This is a genomic window from Haloactinopolyspora sp., from assembly GCF_027324685.1.
Classification (GTDB): domain Bacteria; phylum Actinomycetota; class Actinomycetes; order Jiangellales; family Jiangellaceae; genus Haloactinopolyspora.
In genome coordinates this window covers 1-22,666 of sequence record NZ_DAHVSH010000139.1, presented here as the reverse complement: position 1 = coordinate 22,666, position 22,666 = coordinate 1, and the positions used below count along the sequence as shown (strand labels likewise).

Here is a 22,666-nt window from a genome sequence, read left to right as displayed (position 1 = left end):
GGGATGTCCCGACATTTAAAGACCCGGCTGGGCTCGCCGTCAAGCCGGCGATACCGATCCGTGACCGGGACGGCGCAGGGGCTGGTCGGACTTGGGCGCGAAGGCGCTGGTCAGGGTTTGCGCGCGAGGGCGCCGACGATGAGATGCTGCACCGGCAGCAGCGGACCGAACCGCGGCCCGCTCGGCCACCAGTCCGCGACGTAGACCAGGCCTGGCTCGAGTACGTCGAGGCCGTCGAGGATCGGCTCGAGCTCCGCTCTGGTACGGAAATTCGTCCGGCCGGCCGAACCGGACGACATCACCTCGGCGGCCTCCATGGCCATCTCGTGGTACTCGTTCTCCGGGTCGAAGGCGTGGCTGAATGCGACGTAGGACCCCGAGGGCAGGGCATCGACGTATTGACGCATGACCCCGGCCGGGTCGTCAGCGCAGAAGTGCAGGCTCGCCAACTGGAGGAACGCCACGGGCTGGGTGAAGTCGATGTGCGCCTGCACGACCTCGTTGTCGAGGACCGCCGACGGGTCGAAGATGTCCGCCGCGGCGAAATGAGTCCGGTCGTTCTCCTCGAGCAGAGCCCGGCCGTGCGCCAGCACGATGGGGTCGTTGTCGATGTAGACCACCCGCGCGTCCGGATTGATCCGCTGCACCACCTGGTGCACGTTCTCCGCCGTCGGCAACCCCGAGCCGCAGTCCAGGAACTGCTCGATCCCGACCTGGTTCGCCAGGTAGCGGCACACCCGCACCAGGAATGCGCGATTCTCGTTCGCCGCCTGCATGACCTCGGGCGCGGCAGCGTTGAGCTGGGCCAACATCTCGCGGTCGACGGCGTAATTGTCCTTGCCGCCCAACGCCGCGTCGTACACGCGGGCCGTACTCGGCTTCGTCGTGTCGATGTGCATGGGCGCAGGCCCGTCTTCGGCCGACTCGGCACTGGACATCGATCAACCTCGCACGTCGACTCCGGGCTGTGTCACGGGCGGACTGCCACCCCTGCTCGGCCATCGTCCGCTGATCACCGAGCGGGGCGAGTATAACCACGTCACCGGGGCTGGGGGCTACCCTCTGACAGCCATTTTTCACCGATGGTCATCAGGCGGCGAAGGTCGTCCGAGCTGTGGGTCCGCCATCACGGGGACCGTCTGGGTCTACCCAGTGTTCACCCGGGCGTGCCAGCATTTCTTCATGGCCGAGCTGACGAAGACCGAGGAGCGCTACCTCGATCGTGAGCTATCGTGGCTCGCCTTCAACTTCCGGGTTCTCGAGCTCGCCGAAGATCCTGATCAGCCCCTGCTCGAGCGGGTACGTTACCTGGCGATCTGCTCCAGCAACCTCGACGAGTTCTACATGGTGCGCATCGCCGGGCTGACACGGCGCATCGCCGCGGGCGTGGCCGTCCCCGCCGCCAGCGGCCTGATGCCGCGCGAGGTCCTCGAACGCACCTTGGAGCGAACGCGCGAGCTGATGGCGCGGCAGACCAAGTGCTTCCGCTCCGACGTTCTGCCAGCTCTGGCCGCCGAGGGCATCGACATCGTCCGCTGGGACGATCTCGCCGAAGACGAACGCCCAGCGCTGCGGCAGTTGTTCAGCGAGCGGATCTTCCCGGTGCTGACGCCGCTGGCCGTCGACCCGGCCCATCCGTTCCCGTACATCTCCGGCCTTTCGCTCAATCTGGCGGTGGTGGTGCGCAACCCGCGGACCGGAACCGACCACTTCGCCAGGGTCAAGGTGCCGCCGAACTTCGCCCGCTTCCTGCCCGTGACCGATCAGCGATTCGTCCCGCTCGAGGACGTCATCGCCGCTCACCTGGGTGACCTGTTCCCCGGCATGCAGGTCCTCCAGCACCACACCTTCCGGGTCACCCGGAACGAGGACGTCGAGGTCGAGGAGGACGACGCCGAGAATCTGCTGACCGCGATGGAACGTGAGCTGATGCGCCGTCGCTTCGGCCCGGCGGTCCGCCTGGAGGTCGAGGAGACCGTCGACCCGCACGTCCTCGACCTGTTGCAGCGAGAGCTGGGGGTCAGCGACGGCGAGACGTTCATGCTGCAGGGTCCGCTCGATCTCACCGGGCTCGACGACATCGCCGACATCGACCGGGCCGAGCTGAAGTACCGGCCGTTCCTGCCCGCCACGCACCGCGATCTGCCGGATGTCGAGTCAGCGTTGCCCGCGGACATGTTCGCCGCGATCTCCAAGGGCGACGTGCTCGTCCACCACCCGTACGACTCGTTCTCCACCAGCGTGCAGCGCTTCATCGAGCAGGCCGCCGCTGACCCGCGCGTGCTGGCGATCAAGCAGACCCTGTACCGCACCAGCGGGGACTCGCCGATCGTCGATGCACTCGTGGACGCCGCCGAGGCCGGTAAGCAAGTGCTGGCGCTGGTCGAGATCAAGGCGCGGTTCGACGAGCAGGCCAACATCACGTGGGCGCGCAAGCTCGAGCACGCGGGGGTTCACGTCGTCTACGGCATCGTCGGGCTCAAGACGCACTGCAAGCTCTGCCTGGTCGTGCGCGACGAAGCCGGCGGCGTCATCCGCCGCTACAGCCACATCGGCACCGGCAACTACCACCCGAAGACCGCCCGCGGCTACGAGGACCTGGGGCTGCTCACCGCCGACCCGGAAGTGGCCGAGGACGTCAATCTGCTGTTCAACACGCTGTCCGGCTATTCGGTCGACTCGGAGTACCGCCGGTTGCTGGTGGCCCCGCAGGGTTTGCGCAGCGGGATCATCGAGCGGATCGAACGCGAGATCGAGCATCGTCGGGCCGGTCGGCCGGCCCGGATCCGGTTCAAGCTCAACAGCCTGGTGGACGAGTCGATCGTCGAGGCGCTGTACTCGGCGTCCGAGCACGGCGTGCCGGTCGACATCTGGGTGCGCGGCATCTGCAGCGTGCGCGCCGGCGTTCCTGGCCTGTCGGAGAACATCCGGGTGCGCAGCATCCTGGGCCGGTTCCTCGAACACTCGCGGATCTTCGCCTTCGACAACGGCAGCGATCCGGAGTACTGGATCGGCTCGGCGGACCTGATGCACCGTAATCTCGATCGCCGGGTCGAGGTCCTGGTCAAGCTGGGTCGCCACGAGCATCTACGCGAACTGGCCGGGCTGTTCGATCTCGCCTTCGACCCGGGCACCGCGTCGTGGCACCTGAAACCGGACGGGTCGTGGGTACGCGAGCACCTCGGTCCCGACAACGAACCGTTGATCGACCTGCAGCAGATGCTCATCGAACGCAAGCGGCGCCGCCGGAGCGCGTCGTGAGCCGCACCGTGGGAGCAACGGGGCCGACGGACGGCGGGCGGCGATGACCGCCGGCACCACGACGGGCGGCATCGTCTTGGCCGCGGGTGCGGTCGTGTGGCGCGAGACAGCCGACCGGGGCATCGAGGTGTGTCTGGTCCATCGCCCGAAGTACGACGACTGGTCGCTGCCCAAGGGCAAGGTCGCCGCCGGCGAGCACCTGCTGGCCTGCGCGGTCCGCGAGGTGAAGGAGGAGACCGGCCATGACGTCGTTCTCGGCCGGCCGCTGCCCCCGCAGGTCTACGATGTCGACGGCCGGCCGAAACGGGTGTCGTACTGGCTGGCCGAGGCGGCCCCGTCGGCGCCGCCCCGCGCCCCGGACGCCGAGATCGACGACGTCGCCTTCGTCGCCGTACCGGAGGCGATCAGCCTGCTCACCCACCAGCGCGACGCCGATCTGGTCGCCGCGGCCGTCGGCGGCCCGCTCCGGACCACGCCCCTGGTGCTGGTCCGGCACACCGAGGCGAAGCGGCGCCACGAGTGGGCCGGCCCGGATTCCGACCGGCCGCTGTCGGCTCGCGGCGCGGCCGACGCCGTGGCGTTGACCGCGCCACTCATGACCCTCGGCGCGCGCCGGATCATCGCCAGCGACACCGTGCGATGCGTCGACACCGTCCTGCCGCTCGCCCGGCAACTGCGCATCGAGGTGGAGCGCGAGCCGCGGCTGTCCGAGGCGAGCCTGGCCGACGCCGAGGCGCAGGCGCCACATCCTGCGGTGTCGCTGGTACGCGAGCTGTTGCGCGACGACGAGGGCGTCATCGTGTGCTCCCACCGCCCCCTGTTCCCGATCCTGTTCGACGCCGTCGGTGTGGACCCCCCGCCCGCGATGTCGCCGGGCGCCTTCCTGGTCGTCCACCACCGTGACGGCGACGTCGTCGCCACGGACCACCACCAGCTCTGAGGCCGGCCGCCGACCCGGCGAGCCTGCCAGATTAACCCGCAGGCCACGTGTTCACCTGCGGTGTTCACGTGACCGTCAGCACATGGCCGGCGCAGTGCCGCATTCTGTGCGACAACCGTTCATTCCGCGTTCACTCTTCGCCGGTCACGGCGTCACCTGGCCTCTTTAGCTTGACGAGTGTCACGCAGTCGACACAGGTCCAGGAAGGACATCGGACGTGAACCTCAGCATCGCTCGCCGCGGGCTGGCCCCTCTCGCTGTGGCCGGCGCCGCGGCACTCGTGCTGGCCGCCTGTGGCTCGGACCCCGACACCAATCCGGCCGACGACACCGAGAACGCCGGTGACACAGCTGACAGCAGCGAGGCCGACAGCGACCTGTCGGGCAGTCTCAACGGTGCCGGCGCCAGCTCCCAGGAGGCTGCCCAGCAGGCGTGGATCGCCGGCTTCCAGCAACAGCACCCGGGGGTGACCGTCAACTACGCCCCGGAGGGTTCCGGCGCCGGGCGGGAACAGTTCACCTCCGGCGCGGTGCCGTTCGCCGGCACCGATGCCTACCTCGACGATGAAGAATTGGTCGCCGCCGAGGAAGCGTGCGGTGCTCCAGCCGTCGACCTGCCGCTCTACATCGACCCGATCGCGCTGCCGTACAACCTGCCCGGCGTCGACACGCTGAACCTGCGCCCAGAGGTCATCGCCGGGATCTTCGACGAGCAGATCACCACCTGGAACGACCCCGCGATCGCCGAGTCGAACCCCGACGTCACGCTGCCGGACCTGCCCATCACCCCGGTGCACCGCTCCGACGAGTCCGGCACCACCGAGAACTTCGTCGACTACCTGTCCAAGGCGGCCCCGCAGGCCTGGCCGCACGAGGTCAGCGGCGATTGGCCGGCCGGGCTGTCCGGCGAGGCGGCTGCTCAGACGCCGGGGGTCATCCAGGCCGTCGAGGCCGCGGAAGGCACCATCGGCTACGCCAGCGCAGCCGCGGTCGGCGACATGACCACCGTCGCGGTCGGCGTCGGCGACGAGTTCGTCGAATACTCCGCCGAAGCCGCCGCCGCGGTCGTCGCCAGTTCGCCGCAGGCCGAGGGCCGGGCCGAGAACGACTTCGCCGTCGACCTCGCCCGCGACACCACCGAGTCGGGCAACTACCCGATCGTGCTGATCTCCTACATCGTCGCGTGCACGGCCTACGACGACGCCGCGACCGGCGAGCTGACCCAGGCCTACCTCAGCTACCTGGCCAGCGAAGAGGGTCAGCAGGCCGCCGCCGACGCTGCCGGTTCGGCCCCGATCTCCGACGAGATGCGCGCGGACGTCCAGTCCGTCATCGACTCCATCGAGATCGGCTGACCTCCCATCGCACCACACCGCCGTCCCGCCGCCGGGCGTCCCGACATCACCGCAGGGCCGCCCGGCTCGAGGCGCGATACGGAGCTGACACCGTGACCATCACCACCACAGACGTGCAGACGCCGCCGAACGCGTCGAGCACGCCGGCCAAGAACCGGGCGGGCGACCGGAACTTCTCCTGGGCGACCCGCGGTGCCGGCATGCTGATCCTCGTCGTCCTCGCCGGCGTCGCCGCGTTCCTGCTCCTCGAGTCGTTGCCCGCACTGAGCGCCGACCCGGCGGACATCGAAGGCGGCGAAGGCTTCTTCGCCTACGTCTGGCCGCTCGTCTTCGGCACCTTGGCCGCCGCGCTGATCGCCTTGATCGTGGCCACACCGCTCGCCCTGGGTATCGCGTTGTTCATCTCGCACTACGCGCCCCGTCGCCTGTCGCAGGGGCTGGGCTACGTGGTCGACCTGCTGGCCGCGATCCCGAGCGTCGTCTACGGATTGTGGGGCATCCAGTGGCTGGCGCCGAACGTGCGCGGCGCCTGGCAGTGGCTGGCTGACCACCTCGGGTTCGTCCCGCTGTTCACCGGTCCGGCCTCGGCCACCGGGCGCACCTTGATGACCGCCGGGCTCGTCCTGGCGGTGATGATCCTGCCCATCATCACCGCGATCGCCCGTGAGGTGTTCCTGCAGACACCGGCGCTGCATCAGGAGGCCGCGCTGGCGCTCGGGGCCACCCGGTGGGAGATGATCCGGATGACAGTGCTCCCGTTCGGCCGGCCCGGCCTGATCAGCGGCGTGATGCTCGGCCTGGGCCGGGCGCTCGGGGAGACCATGGCGGTGGCGATGGTGCTGTCGACCGGCGGTTTCACCTGGTCCATGGTCACCAGCGGCAACAGCACCATCGCCGCGGAGATCGCGCTGGACTTCCCGGAGTCGGCCGGGCTCAAGACCAACACGCTCATCGCCGCCGGGCTCGTGCTGTTCGTCATCACGTTGGCGGTCAACATGGCTGCTCGCCGGGTCGTGACGCGTCGCCAAGCGTTCTCGGGGGCGAACTGATGACCACCGACGCTGTGCCCGCCACTGCCACCGGGACTCTCACCCACCGCCGACTGCCCCGGTACGCCCCGGCGGTCACGCTGGCCCTCTCGGCCGCCGTAGGCGCCGGGCTGTCGGCTGCCGTCGGGTTCTCCGTCCCCGCGTTCGTGGTGGGCGCACTGCTCGCCTACATGACCACGATCACCATCGCCTCCGGTGTCGTCGAAGGCCGCCGCAAAGCTGTCGACCGACTGGTGACCAGCCTGGTGTACGCCGCCTTCGGCATCGCCCTGGTGCCGTTGACCTCGGTGGTGTGGTCGGTGCTGGCCAATGGGCTGCCTCGGTTCGGGGCCGAGTTCCTCACGACGTCGTTGCGCAACGTCACCGGCCTGCACGATCAACAGGCCGCCGAAGGCCTCGCGCCGTACATCGGCGGTGCCTACCACGCCGTGCTCGGTACGTTCCTCATCACGGCGCTGGCGACGCTGATCTCCGTCCCGGTCGGCCTGCTCGCCTCGATCTACCTGGTCGAGTACGGACGGGGTCGGCTGGCCCGGGCCATCACGTTCTTCGTCGACGTCATGACCGGCATCCCGTCCATCGTGGCGGGACTGTTCGCCGCGGCCTTGTTCGGCGTGTTGTTCGGCGTCGGCACACGTAACGGCTTCGCCGGCGCCGTCGCGCTGTCGGTGCTGATGATCCCCGTGGTGGTCCGCTCCAGCGAGGAGATGCTGCGCATCGTGCCGAACGAGCTGCGCGAGGCCGCGTACGCGCTCGGCATCCCCAAGTGGCGCGCCGTGGTCCGGGTGGTGCTGCCGACGGCGATCTCCGGCATCGCCAGCGGTATCACGCTGGCCATCGCGCGCGTGGTGGGCGAGACCGCGCCGCTGATCGTCACCGCCGGCTTCACGTCGTCGATCAACAACAACCCGTTCGCGGACTGGATGATGTCGCTGCCGGCCTACGTGTACAGCCAGGCGATGCGCCCGCTGTCCGGGTCGACACCCGAGCCCAGCCTCGATCGAGCGTGGGCCGCGGCGCTCACGCTCGTGATCATCGTCATGGCGCTCAACCTCGTCGCCCGGTTGGTCGCCCGCCTCTTCGCCCCCAAGAACAGCCGCTGAGTAAAGGAATTCGATGCCCGCTCACGCCAACCGGATCGACGTCGGCGATCTCAACGTCTACTACGGGTCCTTCAAGGCCGTCGAGGACGTGTCGATGGTCATCGAGCCCGGATCGGTCACCGCCTTCATCGGCCCCTCCGGTTGTGGCAAGTCGACGTTCATCCGCACGCTCAACCGCATGCACGAGGTCGTCCCGGGCGCTCGCGTCGAAGGCAAGGTCCTGCTCGACGGCGAGGACCTGTACGGCGCCGACGTCGACCCGGTCGTGGTCCGGCGTCAGATCGGGATGGTCTTCCAACGACCGAACCCGTTCCCCACGATGTCCATCCGCGACAACGTGCTCGCCGGCATCAAGCTGAACGGCGCTCGGATACGTCGCTCCGAGTCCGACGAGATCGTGGAGCAGTCCCTGCGCGGGGCCAACCTCTGGACCGAGGTCAAAGACCGCCTCGACAAGCCGGGTTCCGGGCTGTCCGGTGGCCAGCAGCAGCGCCTGTGCATCGCGCGGGCCATCGCGGTCCAGCCCGATGTGCTGCTCATGGACGAGCCCTGCTCGGCGCTCGACCCGATCTCGACGCTGGCCATCGAGGACCTGATCAGCGAGTTGAAGAAGAACTACACGATCGTGATCGTGACGCACAACATGCAGCAGGCCTCCAGAGTCAGCGACCGCACCGCGTTCTTCAACATCGAGGGCACCGGCAAGCCGGGCCGATTGGTGGAGATGGACGACACGGCCAAGATCTTCACCAACCCGAGCGTGCAGGCCACCGAGGACTACGTGTCCGGCCGCTTCGGCTGAGCTGCGCCGGTGGACGCCCACCGGCGCAGCTGTCACAGCAGCCCGGGCAACAGCGGCAGCCCTGGCAGCTCCAAGCCCAGGTCAGGCAGGGCCAGCTCGTCCAGGATGTCGCTGATCTGCTCCGGCAGCTCCGGCAGGCCGGGGATCCAGCCGGAGTCGATGATCATCACTCCGGTGCTCACCTCGGCCGGTTCCGCCTCGTCGACGTCCCAACTCGCGCCGGGGCTGGAGTCGTACATCGGCTCCTCGGGCGGAACGTCACCCTCGGCCAACGGCCAGACCACACCCCGGAACCGGCCCGCCTCGGCATAGCCGACGAACCCGTAGTCGACGGACTCGCCCTTCACCGCGGCCTTACCGTCCGGCGTGATCACCAGCCACTCGAGGTTCGTCGACAGCAGGGTGCGCGTCCCGTCGTCGGTCGGGACCTCCAGCGCAACGGACCCCAACGGCCGGGTCGAACTGGCCGCCGGGTACTTCGCCACCGCGGCGAAGACGGCATCGTCGAGCGTTCCGGCCCCGGTGAGCAGGCCGGCCCGGGGGTCGTAGACGACGACCATGGCCGAGGCGCTGTCCGAACCCCCGTCGTCATCGGTGACGGTGATGTCGACGGTGTACATGCCGGCGTCATCGAAGGCATGAGCGACGTCGCACGAGCCGTCCTGCGCCTCGAATTCCGACTCGCTGCCATCGTCCCAGGTGACCGTGCAGGTGTGCGTGTCGTTCGCGCCGGGGTCGGTGAACGACGCGGCGATCTCCACGTCGTCCTCGACCCGATACAGGTCCCACTCCTGCGGACCCTCCAGGCTCAGCGTGGGTGCGACGTTGTCCAGCGTGACGATCGCGCTGTCGCTCACCGGTGGGTTCACGCCGTCGTCCGCGGTGAGAGTGACCAGGAACTCGCCGTCATCGGTACAGGTGATGTCGGTCTTCGGGTTCGCGGGGTCGGAGAACTCGCAGCTCGCGCCCTCGTCGACGCCTTCGCGCGGTTCGTAGGTCCACTGCGTGTCCGGCACGCCGTGGTCGTCGGCGGCATAGCCGTCCAGCGTGACCGGGGCGCCTTCGTCGCCGCTGACGTCCGGGCCTGCGTTGACCACCGGGAGGAGATCCTCGGGAATCTCCTCACCCGGGCCGGTCGGCCATTGGCTCGAACCGCCGCCACCACCGCCGCCCCAGTTGCATTCGTGTTCGTACACGTCGCCGATGCCTTGGACGTCTTCCCACGGGATGTTGGGCCGGTCGGCCTCCAAGTCCCAGGTGGGGCCACCGATGATGGGCGTGGCCGCATACTGCGCGTGGCACCACAGCTGCTTGAACAGCGATTCGAGCTGGTCCTCGGTGAGGTCGTCGGGGAACGGCGTGCGCGAGGTCAGCTCGTCCCACATGGCCTCGGCGTTGTCACCGTCGAGCTGGACGGCGTCTTCGGTCGGGTACATCGTCGCCGTCACGGCCTTGCCGGTCAGCGACTCGTCCATGTAGATGCTGGTGTGGAAGAAGAATTCCGCGTCGGGGTCGTGGGAGTAGCTGCCCATCCAGTCCTGCTGGAACTCGCCCCCGTACTCCGGCAGGTCCGAGCCCTCCTCGTGCACCCAGACGTACCACTCCATCTCCTTGATGTGCTCCCAGGCCTGCCCCGTCCGCACGCCGTGGGCCTTGAACGGGAAGAACCAGCTGCAGTCCTCGCCGGCGTCCCAGGAGCTGACGCCCTCGCCTTCGACGTCCCAGGTCAGCGCCACCACCAGACCGTCGTTGCACCAGTCGAGAACGTCGAAAGAGTTGACACCGGTCGTGGACGTGCCGGTATGGAAGCCGTGCAGCCCCGAGTTGAAATGCGCGACCGCCACCCGGTCACCGTCGTCGTCACGCACGCTCTCTTCGCTGGTGGCCGCGCTCGCCGTCGTCATCGCGGCGCCGGGCACGAGCACACCTGCGGTCAATCCGACGACCGCCGCCAACGCACCGGCCCGCAGCTTGCCCGACATTCGCCCTCCACGTTTTCGGGATCAACGCGGAGCACTCTGACACAACCGGACAAGTGGTGTGTGCCGTTTTCCGGAATTCGCTGCCGGAAGTCCGCTCAGAGTGCGTTCAGTCCGGGCACCAGGTGCAGCAGCCAGTAGCAGCAGGCGGCGACCAGCCCGGCCATCGGGATCGTGAGCACCCACGCGGTGACGATGTTGCCCGCCACGCCCCAGCGCACGGCCGACATCCGGCGGGTCGCCCCGACACCCATGACCGCCGAGGTGATCGTGTGGGTTGTGGAGATAGGGGCGTGGAAGGCGAAAGCGGTGGTGTAGAGCACGCCCGCAGCGACGGATTCCGCTGCGAATCCGTGGGGCGGTTCGAGATGGACGATCCGGCGTCCCAGGGTCCGCATGATGCGCCACCCACCGGCATAGGTGCCGGCGGCCAGCGCGGTGGCGGCCAGAACGATCACCCACCACTGGACGTGAAAGCCGCTCTGGTAGCCGCCGACCACGAGCGCCAGTGTGATGACGCCCATCGTCTTCTGTGCGTCCTGCAGTCCGTGACCCAGCGCCATGGCGGCGGCGCTGGCTGTCTGCGCGATCCGGAAGCCGCGGTTGACCCGGCCGACGTGCGCGCGGCGGAACGCCCACTGGATCCCCGTCATGACGAAGAAGGCCAGCACGAAACCGACCACTGGCGACAGGATCATCGGGATGACGACCTTGTCCACGATCCCCGACCAGAGCACGTTGTTCAGCGACGCCAGCGCCGCGCCGATCAACCCGCCGATCAAGGCGTGCGACGACGACGATGGCAGACCGAACCACCAGGTGATGAGATTCCAGGCGATGGCACCGACCAATGCGGACAAGACGACCAACAAGCCGCCGTCACCGGTCGGTGCCTCGATGATTCCCTCACCGATGGTGGTGGCCACCCCGGTGCCCAGAAATGCCCCGATCAGATTCATCACGGCGGCCATGATCAATGCCGCCCGCGGGGTCAGCGCGAGCGTTGACACCGATGTCGCGATGGCGTTTGCGGCGTCGTGGAATCCATTCGTGTAGTCGAAGGAAAGAGCCACCACGATGACCGCGAGGATGAGCGCGAGCTCCACGGATCAGGACCCCTTGACCGCGATCTGCTCGACGATGTTGGCGACGGTCTCATAGCCGTCCACCGCAGCCTCCATCGTGTCGACCACATCTTTGAGTTTGACCACCGTGAGCGCGTCGTACTCACCGGTGAACAGCGTCGCCAGCAGCCGCCGGTAGGTCTGGTCCGCTTGGTTCTCCAGCCGGTTGACCTCGATCCAGTAATCGCTGAGCTCACCGGCCGTACGCAGGCGCGGCATGGCATCAGCGGTCAGTTCGGCCGCCCGGTTCAACACGTCCACCAGTTCGCCGACGCCGGTGGGCAACTCGACGACGCGGTACAGCACCATCAGGTCCAGTGCCGCCTCGACGGCGTCGAGGACGTCGTCGAGCCCACTGGCCAGCCGGTAGATGTCCTCACGGTCGAAGGGGGTGACGAACGTGGAGTTCACCCGCCGGATGATCTCGTGGGTGTGTTCGTCGCCTTGGTGTTCCACCTCCTTCAACTGGGCGGCGAGAGACGGCCGGTCGGCCCCGGAATCCAGCGCTTCCGACAGCAATCCGACGCCGTCGCGGACATTACGTGCGGCCGCGGCGAACAGGTCGAAGAAGGCGTTGTCGCGTGGGGACAGGCGCACGAGGCTCCTTATGCCGTGAAACAAAGCGAACGGACGGCATGCTAGACGGTGAACAGGTGTGACGCGCGACACGCATGTCCATTGACGTCAAATGATCACCATGTGGGGAGTGGGAGGAATTCGGGCGGACCGGCCGTCGGCCACCACACGTCGCCGTAAGACTCCCACGACAACACCAACAGGCACACCCCGAGCACGAGGACGGTCACCGGCGCCCACACCGCCCGTGGCATGCGATTCAGCGGCTCGACGGCGATCTTGAGCCCACGCCGGCTGCGAACCCCACCTGGACCCCACCACACCAGCGCCGTGGTGACGACGGCACCGGCGAGGTACGGCCCGCGTAGTCCGGACCCGTCCCACAAGGCGACCAGCGACCCGGTGGCCAGCCCGCAGGCCAGCGCGAAGATCGCCTGTCCCAGCGCCGGCAGCACCGCGCCCAGCACGTCCCACGGCGCGGCCAGCACCGCCAGCCAGCGATCGTTGCGGCGGGTACCCCGCACCTTGCGCCGCTCGTACAGCCGTCGTTCGATCCGCCACCCGGTCCGCCCGGCCAGCAAGGTCACGACGGTAGCCGCAGCGCCGACGACCGGCGCCCAGCCGAGCAGGAGCACGAGGACGACGCCACCGAGCGCGAGCACGACGGAGGCGGCATGCCCGCCCAGGGCGAGACCGCCGCCGGTGGCTGCCGGCCGAGGAGGCGGCGGCTGTGGTGGAGGTTGCGCGACCGGGCGGGGCCGCTCGGGCGGCGGGACCCTGAGGGCGGCGGTCTCGTCGGTGGCCTCCAGGTCCGCGGCACGCTCGGCCGGTACCGCCGCCGGGGGCGCGGGCGGCATGGCGAGCGTCTCGGCCGCATCCGGGCGGGCCAGCGCGTCGATGGCCGTGAGCACGGCTTCGGTGCCCGGCCGGGTGGCTGGATCGACGCGCAGCGCGCTCGACAGGACGCCGGCCAGCCCGGGCTCCACGCCGGTGAGGTCGTGCTCACCACGGCGGACGCGGTCGAAGACCGCGATATCGGGGCCGTGGCCGTACGGCGGGCGCCCGGTAGCGGCGAAGACCATGGTCGCCGCCCAGCCGTGCAGGTCGGTCGCGGCGGTCGGGTCGCGGCCGAGGACGGTCTCCGGCGCCAGGTAACCGGGGGTTCCGGAGATGAAGCCGGTCGCGGTGAGCCGGGTGTCGTCAGCGGCGTGCGCGATGCCGAAGTCGATGAGCACGGGGCCGTCGTCTGACATGAGCACGTTGGCGGGCTTCACGTCGCGGTGGACGACCCCGGCGGCGTGCACGCTGCGCAGGGCCTCCAGCAGTCCGCGCGCCAAGTCCAGTAGCGCCGGGCCACGCAGCGGCCCGGACTCGCCGACCAGCCGAGTCAGCGGTACCCCGTCGACGTAGCGCGTGACGACGTACGGCGGGTCGGCGGTGATGTCGGCGTCGATGACCTCGGCGATGCGCCGGCCGCGGACGCGCCGCAGCGTCGCCACCTCGCGTTCGAACCGGCGGCGTCCGTCCGTGCCGCCCACCAGCCACGGGCGCAACGTCTTGACCGAGACCCGCGACCCGTCGGGGGCAGTTGCGAGATACACCACGCCCATGCCGCCTTCGCCGATCTGCTCGGCGATGCGATATGGCCCGATCTTGGCCACTTCGGACGGCAATGTGTTCACCCCACGACGGTAGCTCAGGGACCCGCCTCACCATCGAATTCGCGCCACGGAGCGAATCTGCTGGGTGGACGGCGCGCGGTCTGCTATTGCTTGTACTTGACGGTGATCATGGGGGCTCGCGTGCGCACGTCTCGCGAGTTGTTGGGGAAGGACGACCCGGATGGGGAGCCAGGGGGCGACGGCTCGGCGCGACCGCGCGCAGACAGCTCGGTCGGTGCCCCGGATGCGCCGTCCGGCCAGTCCATTGGTACCCGAGGCGCTGGGCCGCGCGGTCAATCGCAGCGATCGTCTGGACGCGCTGACCCGGGAGTTGCGGGCGGCCGGGGGCGACGGGCGTACGTCGGCGTGGCTCGCCGAGCGGCTGGGCGTCTCGGCTCGCACGGTCAAGCGCGACGTCACCGCGTTGCAACAGGCCGGTGTCCCGATCAAGGCCGCCAGCGGTCCGCAGGGCGGCTACTCCCTCGCCGACGTTCCCGGCGCGGGTTCGGGTGGGCTCACCACCGACGAGGCGATCGCCGTCGTGGTCGCGCTGCAGGCCACACCTGACCAGCCGTTCGCCGCGGCGGGACGGGGGGCGGTGTCCAAGATCTTGCGATCGCTGAGCCCGGGCGAGCGGGCCGAGGTCGCGCGGGTGGCCGAACGCATCTGGATCCGGCCGGGTGAACCCACCCCGACGGCTGAGGACACCGTTCGCGACGTGCTCACGCGGGCGGCACGCGAATGTCGCGTCGTGGTGCTCGACTACGATCCTGGCGACGGTTCAGCGGCTCTGACGCTGCAGGTCGAGTCTCTTGGCTTCGCTCACTCCCGAGGGCAGTGGTTCGCGCTGATGTGGTGCCGCGAGCTCGAAGGCGGGCGGTGGCTGCGGCTCGACCAGATCGCGGCGGTGCAACTCACCCACGAGACCTACGAGCCGCGGGACGTACGCGACGTCTTCGGACCCGGCGCCGGGTCGGCCGACGCCCCGCACGATCACCGCTGACGGCAGCGCTCAACGCCGCAGCGGCGCTCGAGCGAACTCGGCGATGCCCTCGGCGAAACCGATCTCGGCCTCGAACCCGATGGCCTCGGCCGCCCGCTGCGGTGAGGCCACCACGTGGCGAACGTCGCCCAGCCGGTACTCGCCGGTGACCTGCGCGGCCGGAGCGTCGGCACCGAAGGCGGCGCACAGCGCCTGAGCCATGTCCAGGACGCTGTGCGGCTGCCCGCTGGCCACGTTCAGCGCGCCGGTCCAGGAGGACTCCAGGGCCAGGACGTTGGCGCGGGCGACGTCGCGCACGTGAACGAAATCGCGCATCTGGCCGCCGTCCTCGAACACTTTCGGCGCGGACCCGGCCTCCAGGGCGCTGCGGAACAGGGAAGCGACGCCGGCGTAGGGCGTGTCCCGGGGCATCCGCGGGCCGTAGACGTTGTGGTAGCGCAGCGCGCACACCGCGGCGCCGGTCTCGCGGGCGTACACACTGGCCAGGTGCTCGGTGTGCACCTTGGTCGCGGCGTAGACGTTGCGCGGGTCGGCCGGCGCGTCCTCGTCGATCCGAGCCCAGCTCAGCGCCGCGCCGCACTGGGGGCACGGCGGATCGAACCGGCCGGCGTCGAGGTCGGCCGCCGACCGGGGGCCGGGCCGCGTGTCTGCGTGAGTTTCACACGTGTAGCGGCCCTCGCCGTACACGACCATCGACGACGCCACCACCAGCCGGCCGGCGAAGCGGCGCCGCCACAGCGCACGCAACAACGTCGCGGTGCCCAGGTCGTTGTCGGCGACATAGGCGCGCACGTCGTCGAGGTCCACCCCCAAGCCGACGCGCGCAGCCTGGTGGCACACGGCATCGACGCCGTCGACGGCTCGCGCCATGGCGTCCTCGTCGTTGATGTCCACGGTGCGCAGATCGACCCCGGACGGCAACACAGGTGATTCGTCGTGCGCCACGAGTGAGTCGACCACCACCACGTCGGCGCCACGGTCGACGAGCAGGTCGACGACATGCCCGCCGATGAATCCCGCTCCTCCGGTCACGAGTACTCGCATCGTCTCTCCTCCGTCGAACGTCTCACCACGGCGAGCGCAGCGCCGCCTGCAGCGCGACGGCCACCACGACCTGACTGGACAGCCACCAGCGCGCCGTCCGGGCGGGCTCGCCCACCGCGGCACCGGCCACCAGGACCAGGGGCATGAACGGCTGCCAGATCCGTTCGGTCTCGGCCGAGGACAGCCCGGACACGTCGGCCAGCAGCACGACCGCCAGGCCCGACCCGACCACCAGCCAGGTCCGCAGGTCACGCAGGACCGCCAGACCGGCCGCCGTCGCGGGCCCGACGGCCACGGCGAACACCGCGAGATTCGCCACCACGAAGTAGTCGTGTGGACGAATCGCGCCGACTCCCGCGTAGTACTGCTGTTGAGTCACTTCGAGCCCGTCCAGCCACCAGTAGCCCACCAGCAGCGGCGCCAGAACCACCGCGGCTCCCGCGAGCGCGCAGGCCGCCAGGACCGCCCATCGCCGCCGCCACCCGGCGATCACCGCGATCGGCACGGCGAGCAAGGCCAAGCCGAACGACAGCAGCAAGGCCACCCCGAACACGGCACCGCCACCTACCGCGTACAGCACGCCGGCGCGGCCCGGGCGACCCGTTCCCAACACGATCAACGCCACCCCGGTCAACGCGACACCGGCGAACACCACGTCGGCGTTCGTGTGCCAGACCGCGGCCGGGGCGAGCACCAGGAACGGCGCCGCAGCACGAGCCACCCGGTCGCCGGCGACCTCACGCGTGATCACCAACGCCGAGACCGCCGCGGCGGCCACGCCGGACAACGCCAGCACGGTGTGAAAGCCGAGTCCGGTCAGCCCGGCCTGCTCGGCCGCCCACAACGCGGTGATCAGTCCCGGCGGGTGTGCCTGGAGGTGGACGGGCACGGAGTCCTGGTTCTGCACGTACCCGTCCAGGAAGGCGGCCAGGCCGCCGGCATCGTCCACCAGATGCGTGTGCTGCGCGTAGGCGTACTGGATGTCGCCGAACCCGGTGTCGCCGGGATCGACCACGGCCAGCGCAAGACTCCACACCGCCGTGGCCACAGCCACGACCGCGAGCAGACGACGCCAGGGCAGCGTCGCCGCCAGCGGTGGCAGGACGGCGATCGCGGTAGCGCCGATCGCCACGGGCACCACCAGCCGCCACGTCAGTTCCGCCTCCCACCGGCCGTAGAACGGCACGGCGTAGACCTTGATGTCTTCTGCGGCCTCGCGGACGACGTCGAGACCCCAGTAGCGCGCGATCAGGATCAGCGCTGCCCAGAGGACCAGCGCGACGGCGACTCGGCGCCTCACGACGGCAGGCGGATGGTGAAGCAGCAACCCCGGTCCCGATTCGCCACTTCGACCGAACCGGAGTGTGCCTCCACCAGGCCTCGGACGATCGCCAGCCCGAGCCCGCCGCCGCCGGCGTCCCGGCCGCGCGCCGCGTCGCCACGGAAGGCCACGTCGAACACTCGCGTCAGTTCGGTCTCGGGGATGCCGCCGCACTCATCGACGACCTGCAGCACGACACCGTCGGGGTCGGTCCGCGACTCGACGACGACCCGGCCGCCGGGCGGGGTGTGCCGCACCGCGTTGTCGAGCAGATTGTCCAAGGCTCGGGTGAACTCGCGGGCCGAGACTTCGACGTCGGGCAGCGCACCCACCTGTTCGACCAGCTCGACGTCCTTGACCGAGGCTCGCGTGGCGGCACCGGCCAAGGCATCGGCCACGACGTCGGCCAGACCGACCATCTCGTCGCTGAGGCGCAGCGATCCACTGTTGATACGAGACAGCTCGAACAGGTCGTCGACCAGCGCCGTCAGCCGCTCGGCGTCGTCGCGGATCTGCCGGTGGTATCGCGCGACGGTGTCTTCGTCGTCGGCGATCTTGTCGTCGAGCGCCTCGGCCATCGCGCGGATCGTGGCCAGCGGGCTACGCAGGTCGTGCGACACCCAGGCGATGAGCTCTCGCCGCGACGCCTCGAGCGTGCGCTCCCGGCGGCGGGACTCGTCCAGCTCGGCCGAGACGTCGGCGAGCTCACGGGCCAGTGCGGCCAACTCACCCGGGCCGGTGACGTCGTCGGTCGCGGCCCCCAGCTGTACGTCGGCGTCGGCGTCCTCGGGGCGGTCGTCCACCATGGTCCGGGCGAGGTCGACCACCTGACGAGCGCCGGTGCCGATGTCGTCGCCGAGTTGCAGAGCCGCGCCGACGGCGACCGCCGCGGCCACCGACACCACCACGAACAGCGCGGCCAGGTCGTGAGTCGAGATGAACATCGCCCAGGCCGAGGCGACGATGCCGCTGACCGTCACGAGCAGCGACGACAACGCGACGACCAACGCCTGCGCCCGGACCGGCCGGCCGCGGATGGCCCGCAGCACGGTGGCTCCGACCGCGGCGGCCACGCCGGAGGCCAGCACGGTGACCGACACCAGAACGATGGTGTCGCCGGTGTCCAGCCCGACCGATGCGGCGATGCCGGCGGCCACGATGAGTCCGGCGGCCAGCACCGCCACGCTCCAGCCTTGTCGCGCGCTCATGCGTGGTACCGGTACCCGACACCGCGGACGGTCACCAGGTGCCGCGGGTTGGAGGGATCGGGCTCGATCTTCTCGCGAAGCCGGCGGATGTGCACGGTGACCGTCGACGTGTCGCCGAAACTCCACCCCCACACGGCTTCGAGCAGTTCTTCGCGACGGTAGGCCCGTCCCGGATGGGTCATGAAGTGCACGAGCAGGTCGAACTCCTTGGTCGTGAGGGCCACGGTCTCGCCGCCGCGGCGCACCTGGTGGGCGACGACGTCCACCTCGAGGCCGGCACCGAGCAGCGTGCGCGCCGACGACGCCTCGACCGCGCCGGCCGCGGCTCGCCGCAGCACCGCCTTGACCCGCGCCGACAGCTCCCGGGGCGAGAACGGCTTGGTGACGTAGTCGTCCGCGCCGATCTCGAGGCCGGCGATCCGGTCGTTCTCCTCACCCAGCGCGGTGAGCATGACCACGGGGATGGGTGCGACCCGGCGCAGCCGGCGGCACACCTCGAGCCCGTCGAGACCCGGCAGCATGAGATCGAGCACGACGATGTCCGGTAACGACTGCAGGGCGCGGGCCAGGCCCGAGGTGCCGTCCGCGGCGAAGTCGACGTCGAATCCGTCGCGACGCAGGTAACGGCCGACCACGTCCGACAGCGCTGGATCGTCGTCGACGACCAGCACCCGCGGGCCCGCAGCGGTATCCATGTCACCCACCATGCCACCGCCGAGCCGTCTCGTCGGCGGCGTCCAAGGTCCTGGTCAGAAGTCTTTAGCGGCTTTTAAGGTTTACGGCCCGGGTATCTGCCTACGGTCAGTGGGCATGAAGGACTCGCACGTACTGGTGCTGGCGAAGGCCCCCGAGGCCGGGCGATCGAAGACCCGGCTGTGCCCCCCGTACGCTCCGGACCAGGCCGCCGAAGTAGCCGAGGCAGCTCTGGCCGACACTCTCGAAGCCGTGGCCGCATCCGGCGCGCGGCGGCGGATACTCGCGCTCGACGGCCCGCCGGGCCCGTGGCTGCCGCCAGGTTTCGACGTCGTCGCGCAGGTGAGCGGATCGTTCGCGACGCGGCTGCAGGCCGCCTGGGATCACGCCGGCGGTCCAGGTGTGCAGATCGGCATGGACACACCGCAGGTGACCGCTTCCATGCTGGACCACGCCCTGGGCTTGTTGGACGACCACGAGGCGCTGCTCGGGCTGGCCGAGGACGGCGGCTGGTGGGCGCTGGGACTGCGCCAGGCCCAGCCGGGTTTGTTCGACGGCGTGCCGATGAGCACGGCCCGCACCGGTTTCGACCAGTACATCCGGCTGCGCGCACTCGGACTGGCGGTGCGGATGCTGCCGACGATGCGTGACCTCGACACCGCCAGTGACGCGGCCACGATCGCCGCGAGCGCGCCGGGCACGCGGACGTCGCGAATCGTGCGGGCGATGCTCCCGCGTGCGGCATGACGGCCGCCAGTACGTCCGGTCACGGGGAATCGATGACCACGGTGCTGCGCCGGCGTGACGGCACGGCCCAGCAGCTGGCGGTCGACGACTGGACGGCGCCGGCGACGCCGGCCGAGCGCGGACTGCTCCGGTCACTGCACGGGCCCGTGCTCGACCTGGGTTGCGGTCCTGGTCGGCTCGTCGTGGCCCTGGGCGAACTCGGTATCCCGGCGATGGGCATCGACGCCTCGTTGCAGGCCGTACGGCGGGCGCGCACCCGCGGCGCCCAGGTCCTGCACTACTCGGTCTTCGACCGGTTGCCTCGTGAGGGCCGATGGCGCAGCGTCTTGCTCTTCGACGGCAACATCGGTATCGGCGGCTGTCCGACGACCCTGTTCAGTCGAGTGCGTGACCTGCTGGCCCGCGACGGCCGGGCGCTGGTGGAGACCGATCCCCCGGGCACGACGACCATCGAAGGCGAGGCACGCCTGGAACGTGCTGGCGAGACCACCAGCTGGTTTCCCTGGGCGTGGGTGGCTGCCGACGACGCGCCGCGGCTGGCCGGCGCCGCCGGACTTCGGTTGACCGGATGGCACGTCGCCGACGGCCGGTGGTTCGCGAGGTTGCGGAGGCGGACACGATGATCGACGTGATCTTGCCGGTTCTCGACGAGGCCGAAGCGATTCCGTGGGTGGTGTCGAGGATGCCGCCCGGGTACCGCGCCCTCGTCGTCGACAACGGTTCGTCGGACGGGTCGGCACAGGTCGCAGCTGCTGCCGGAGCGCAGGTCGTGCATGAATCACGGCGCGGATTCGGCGCGGCGTGTTACACCGGACTGGTCACCGCGAGTTCGACGGTGGTGTGCTTCATGGACTGCGACGCATCGCTCGACCCGCGAGATCTCCCGTCGGTCGCCGATCCGGTCACCGAGGGCGAGGCTGATCTCGTCCTGGGTGCCCGGCGCGGCGAGCGCGGCGCGCTGCCGCTTCATGCTCTGGTGGCCAATCGCTATCTGGCTCGTCGGGTCGCGCGCCTGACCGGTGCGCGGCTGAGTGACATCGGACCGATGCGCGCCGCACGGCGGGCCGATCTCCTCGACCTCGAGCTGACCGACCGCCGGTCCGGGTGGCCGCTGGAGATGGTGCTGCGCGCCGCCAGGGCGGGCTGGCGGATCGCCGAACGGCCGGTCCCGTACTACGCGCGAACGGGGCGGAGCAAGGTCACCGGGACCGTCCGGGGCACCGCCCAGGCGGTCTTCGACATGCGCCGACGTCTGATGGAGGCGCAACGCAGCGTGCGAGAGGAGCACCCGTGAACGAGGCGCACAAGGCCGAGATCGGTGTCTTCGGCGGCTCCGGTTTCTACACGTTCCTGTCCGACGTGGAAACCGTCACCGTCGACACCGCATGGGGTTCGCCGTCCGGGCCGGTCACGATCGGCTCGATCGACGACGTACGGGTGGCGTTCCTACCCCGGCACGGCCCTCACCACGAGTGGCCCCCGCACCGGGTGAACTACCGCGCCAACGTCGATGCGATGCGGCAATTGGGGGTGCACACGCTCCTCGCTCCGTTCGCCGCCGGTTCGCTGCGCCCGGAGATCCGCCCCGGTGACTTCGTCGTCGTCGATCAGCTCGTCGACCGGACGTCGGGCCGCCCCGACACCTTCTACGACCACTTCGACGAGGGGCCACAGCACATCTCGCTGGCTGACCCGTACGACGCCGGCGTGCGCCAGACCCTGCTCGCCGCGGCGCGACGCACGGGCGTGCCGGTTCACGACGGCGGCACCGTGGTGGTCGTCAACGGTCCGCGGTTCTCCACCCGGGCGGAATCGGCCTGGCACCGCAGCGCGGGATGGCACGTGGTCAACATGACCCAGTATCCGGAGGCAGCTCTCGCGCGCGAGGCCGGCATCGGCTACGGCGGCATGGCGCTGGTCACCGACTACGACGCCGGGCTCGACGACGACCCCACGATCGAACCGGTCACCCAAGACGCGGTGTTCGAGGTGTTTCGTACGAACAACGAGCGCGTTCGCGAGATGCTGATGTCTGCCGTGCCGGAGCTCGCCGGCCGCTGACGTCGCCTGACCGGGCGCGCCGTATCCACGCCGGCGTTTCCAGCCGGGGCGACGATCACCGAGGTCTCCGCCTGCGCTTGAACGGCTACTCCACCAAGCAGCTCGGCAAGTGCCGTGAGATGCCGACGTGGGATGGAGCTCCGTAGGTTCGAGTACTCGATGGCTTCGTCGGCGCGAGGGCTACCCGGAGAAGGTGGCGCTCTTCCCGGATCTCACCGTCGAGTACACGGGATTCGTCAACGGCACCGCCGCTCTCGACCATCTGACGGCGGCGTTCCCCGGACGCCCACCGGGATCGTCGTGATCGCGGCCTCGTCCGGTTCCTACCCCGACGCTCTGAAGCTCGACATCCTCCTGAGCAGCAGCAGGTGGGGTGCGGCCGATGCCGTCCCCGGCTGAGTCGAGAGCACTCGAACGGGTGCCCCGCAGTTCAGCATGCCCGGGTTGGTCGTCCGCAGCGCGCGGCACGACCCCGGAATCGTGTTCGTCCGTTACGACTACGCCTACGACTTGAATCAGGCGACGCTTTTCGCCTCGGCGGCGTTCCGGTCGACGACCAACTCACGATGCTCGACACGAACGAGGCACGCATCGAGGACGCCGGCGTGGATCTGCTCAGTTTCACCGCTCCCGTCAACGATGATGTCGCGTTCCGGATCGACGGCTTTCTACACCGAGACCGTCCCGGGCAGTTTTCGTGAGTCTCGTGGCCCTCTTGACCGACGTGTTGTGAGCGCTCA

The 22,666-nt window shown here is 69.7% G+C and carries 22 protein-coding genes; 13 read left to right on the top strand and 9 right to left on the bottom strand.

Annotated features, from left to right (window positions below; genetic code table 11):
* Positions 1–110: 110 nt before the first annotated feature.
* Positions 111–938 carry an SAM-dependent methyltransferase gene (locus tag M6444_RS15415; RefSeq protein ID WP_298329185.1) on the bottom strand — a complete coding sequence of 276 codons (828 nt, stop codon included), beginning with the start codon at positions 936–938 and terminating at the stop codon, positions 111–113.
* Between the two features lie 244 nt (positions 939–1,182).
* Between M6444_RS15415 and M6444_RS15410 the strand changes: the two genes are divergently transcribed.
* From M6444_RS15410 to pstB, 6 genes are all read left to right on the top strand, one after another.
* Entirely contained in the window at positions 1,183–3,261 is a 2,079-nt protein-coding gene (locus M6444_RS15410) for an RNA degradosome polyphosphate kinase (RefSeq protein ID WP_298329181.1), read from the top strand.
* Between the two features lie 43 nt (positions 3,262–3,304).
* Positions 3,305–4,201 carry an NUDIX hydrolase gene (locus M6444_RS15405; RefSeq protein WP_298329178.1) on the top strand — a complete coding sequence of 299 codons (897 nt, stop codon included), beginning with the start codon at positions 3,305–3,307 and terminating at the stop codon, positions 4,199–4,201.
* 217 nt (positions 4,202–4,418) lie between these two features.
* Positions 4,419–5,555, top strand: a complete 1,137-nt coding sequence (pstS, locus tag M6444_RS15400; RefSeq protein WP_298329176.1) for a phosphate ABC transporter substrate-binding protein PstS — start codon at positions 4,419–4,421, stop codon at positions 5,553–5,555.
* 98 nt (positions 5,556–5,653) lie between these two features.
* Positions 5,654–6,604 carry a phosphate ABC transporter permease subunit PstC gene (gene pstC, locus M6444_RS15395; RefSeq protein WP_363326393.1) on the top strand — a complete coding sequence of 317 codons (951 nt, stop codon included), beginning with the start codon at positions 5,654–5,656 and terminating at the stop codon, positions 6,602–6,604.
* The gene (gene pstA / locus M6444_RS15390) at positions 6,604–7,707 is read left to right on the top strand and encodes a phosphate ABC transporter permease PstA (RefSeq protein WP_298329170.1); all 1,104 of its coding nucleotides are present in this window, start codon (positions 6,604–6,606) and stop codon (positions 7,705–7,707) included. Before pstC ends, pstA begins: the two co-directional genes overlap by 1 nt.
* Before the next feature lie 13 nt (positions 7,708–7,720).
* Positions 7,721–8,509 carry a phosphate ABC transporter ATP-binding protein PstB gene (gene pstB, locus M6444_RS15385; protein WP_298329167.1) on the top strand — a complete coding sequence of 263 codons (789 nt, stop codon included), beginning with the start codon at positions 7,721–7,723 and terminating at the stop codon, positions 8,507–8,509.
* Between the two features lie 32 nt (positions 8,510–8,541).
* Here pstB and M6444_RS15380 read toward each other — a convergent pair whose 3' ends face one another.
* From M6444_RS15380 to M6444_RS15365, 4 genes are all read right to left on the bottom strand, one after another.
* Entirely contained in the window at positions 8,542–10,491 is a 1,950-nt protein-coding gene (locus M6444_RS15380; protein WP_298329165.1) for a DUF2599 domain-containing protein, read from the bottom strand.
* A 95-nt stretch (positions 10,492–10,586) separates the two neighbouring features.
* Positions 10,587–11,594, bottom strand: coding sequence for an inorganic phosphate transporter (locus M6444_RS15375; RefSeq protein ID WP_298329163.1), 1,008 nt, complete (start codon positions 11,592–11,594; stop codon positions 10,587–10,589).
* A 3-nt stretch (positions 11,595–11,597) separates the two neighbouring features.
* Positions 11,598–12,209, bottom strand: a complete 612-nt coding sequence (locus tag M6444_RS15370) for a DUF47 family protein (RefSeq protein WP_298329160.1) — start codon at positions 12,207–12,209, stop codon at positions 11,598–11,600.
* A 95-nt stretch (positions 12,210–12,304) separates the two neighbouring features.
* Positions 12,305–13,870: a serine/threonine-protein kinase gene (locus M6444_RS15365; protein ID WP_298329157.1), complete on the bottom strand. Its 1,566-nt coding sequence runs from the start codon at positions 13,868–13,870 to the stop codon at positions 12,305–12,307.
* Positions 13,871–14,030: 160 nt separating this feature from the next.
* Here M6444_RS15365 and M6444_RS15360 point away from each other — a divergent pair, with 160 nt between their 5' ends.
* Positions 14,031–14,852 (top strand): HTH domain-containing protein, encoded by an 822-nt coding sequence (locus M6444_RS15360; RefSeq protein WP_298329154.1) that lies wholly within the window; start codon positions 14,031–14,033, stop codon positions 14,850–14,852.
* A gap of 9 nt (positions 14,853–14,861) precedes the next feature.
* Here M6444_RS15360 and M6444_RS15355 read toward each other — a convergent pair whose 3' ends face one another.
* From M6444_RS15355 to M6444_RS15340, 4 genes are read right to left on the bottom strand one after another with little or no spacing between them, the layout of a single operon-like run.
* Positions 14,862–15,896, bottom strand: coding sequence for an NAD-dependent epimerase/dehydratase family protein (locus tag M6444_RS15355; RefSeq protein WP_298329151.1), 1,035 nt, complete (start codon positions 15,894–15,896; stop codon positions 14,862–14,864).
* 22 nt (positions 15,897–15,918) lie between these two features.
* Entirely contained in the window at positions 15,919–17,196 is a 1,278-nt protein-coding gene (locus tag M6444_RS15350) for a hypothetical protein (protein ID WP_298329149.1), read from the bottom strand.
* Positions 17,193–18,425, bottom strand: coding sequence for an ATP-binding protein (locus M6444_RS15345; RefSeq protein WP_298329146.1), 1,233 nt, complete (start codon positions 18,423–18,425; stop codon positions 17,193–17,195). Before M6444_RS15345 ends, M6444_RS15350 begins: the two co-directional genes overlap by 4 nt.
* Positions 18,422–19,120, bottom strand: coding sequence for a response regulator transcription factor (locus tag M6444_RS15340; RefSeq protein WP_298329143.1), 699 nt, complete (start codon positions 19,118–19,120; stop codon positions 18,422–18,424). Before M6444_RS15340 ends, M6444_RS15345 begins: the two co-directional genes overlap by 4 nt.
* 115 nt (positions 19,121–19,235) lie before the next feature.
* Here M6444_RS15340 and M6444_RS15335 point away from each other — a divergent pair, with 115 nt between their 5' ends.
* From M6444_RS15335 to M6444_RS15310, 6 genes are all read left to right on the top strand, one after another.
* Entirely contained in the window at positions 19,236–19,865 is a 630-nt protein-coding gene (locus M6444_RS15335) for a DUF2064 domain-containing protein (RefSeq protein ID WP_298329140.1), read from the top strand.
* Between the two features lie 32 nt (positions 19,866–19,897).
* Positions 19,898–20,488, top strand: coding sequence for a class I SAM-dependent methyltransferase (locus M6444_RS15330; protein ID WP_298329137.1), 591 nt, complete (start codon positions 19,898–19,900; stop codon positions 20,486–20,488).
* Positions 20,485–21,159 (top strand): glycosyltransferase family 2 protein, encoded by a 675-nt coding sequence (locus tag M6444_RS15325; RefSeq protein WP_298329134.1) that lies wholly within the window; start codon positions 20,485–20,487, stop codon positions 21,157–21,159. The genes M6444_RS15330 and M6444_RS15325 overlap by 4 nt, the downstream gene beginning before the upstream one ends.
* The gene (locus tag M6444_RS15320; protein WP_298329132.1) at positions 21,156–21,926 is read left to right on the top strand and encodes an S-methyl-5'-thioadenosine phosphorylase; all 771 of its coding nucleotides are present in this window, start codon (positions 21,156–21,158) and stop codon (positions 21,924–21,926) included. The genes M6444_RS15325 and M6444_RS15320 overlap by 4 nt, the downstream gene beginning before the upstream one ends.
* 127 nt (positions 21,927–22,053) lie before the next feature.
* The gene (locus M6444_RS15315) at positions 22,054–22,230 is read left to right on the top strand and encodes a hypothetical protein (RefSeq protein WP_298329131.1); all 177 of its coding nucleotides are present in this window, start codon (positions 22,054–22,056) and stop codon (positions 22,228–22,230) included.
* A 262-nt stretch (positions 22,231–22,492) separates the two neighbouring features.
* A complete protein-coding gene (locus tag M6444_RS15310; RefSeq protein WP_298329130.1) occupies positions 22,493–22,627 on the top strand; it encodes a hypothetical protein in 135 nt (44 codons plus the stop codon).
* Positions 22,628–22,666 lie beyond the last annotated feature (39 nt).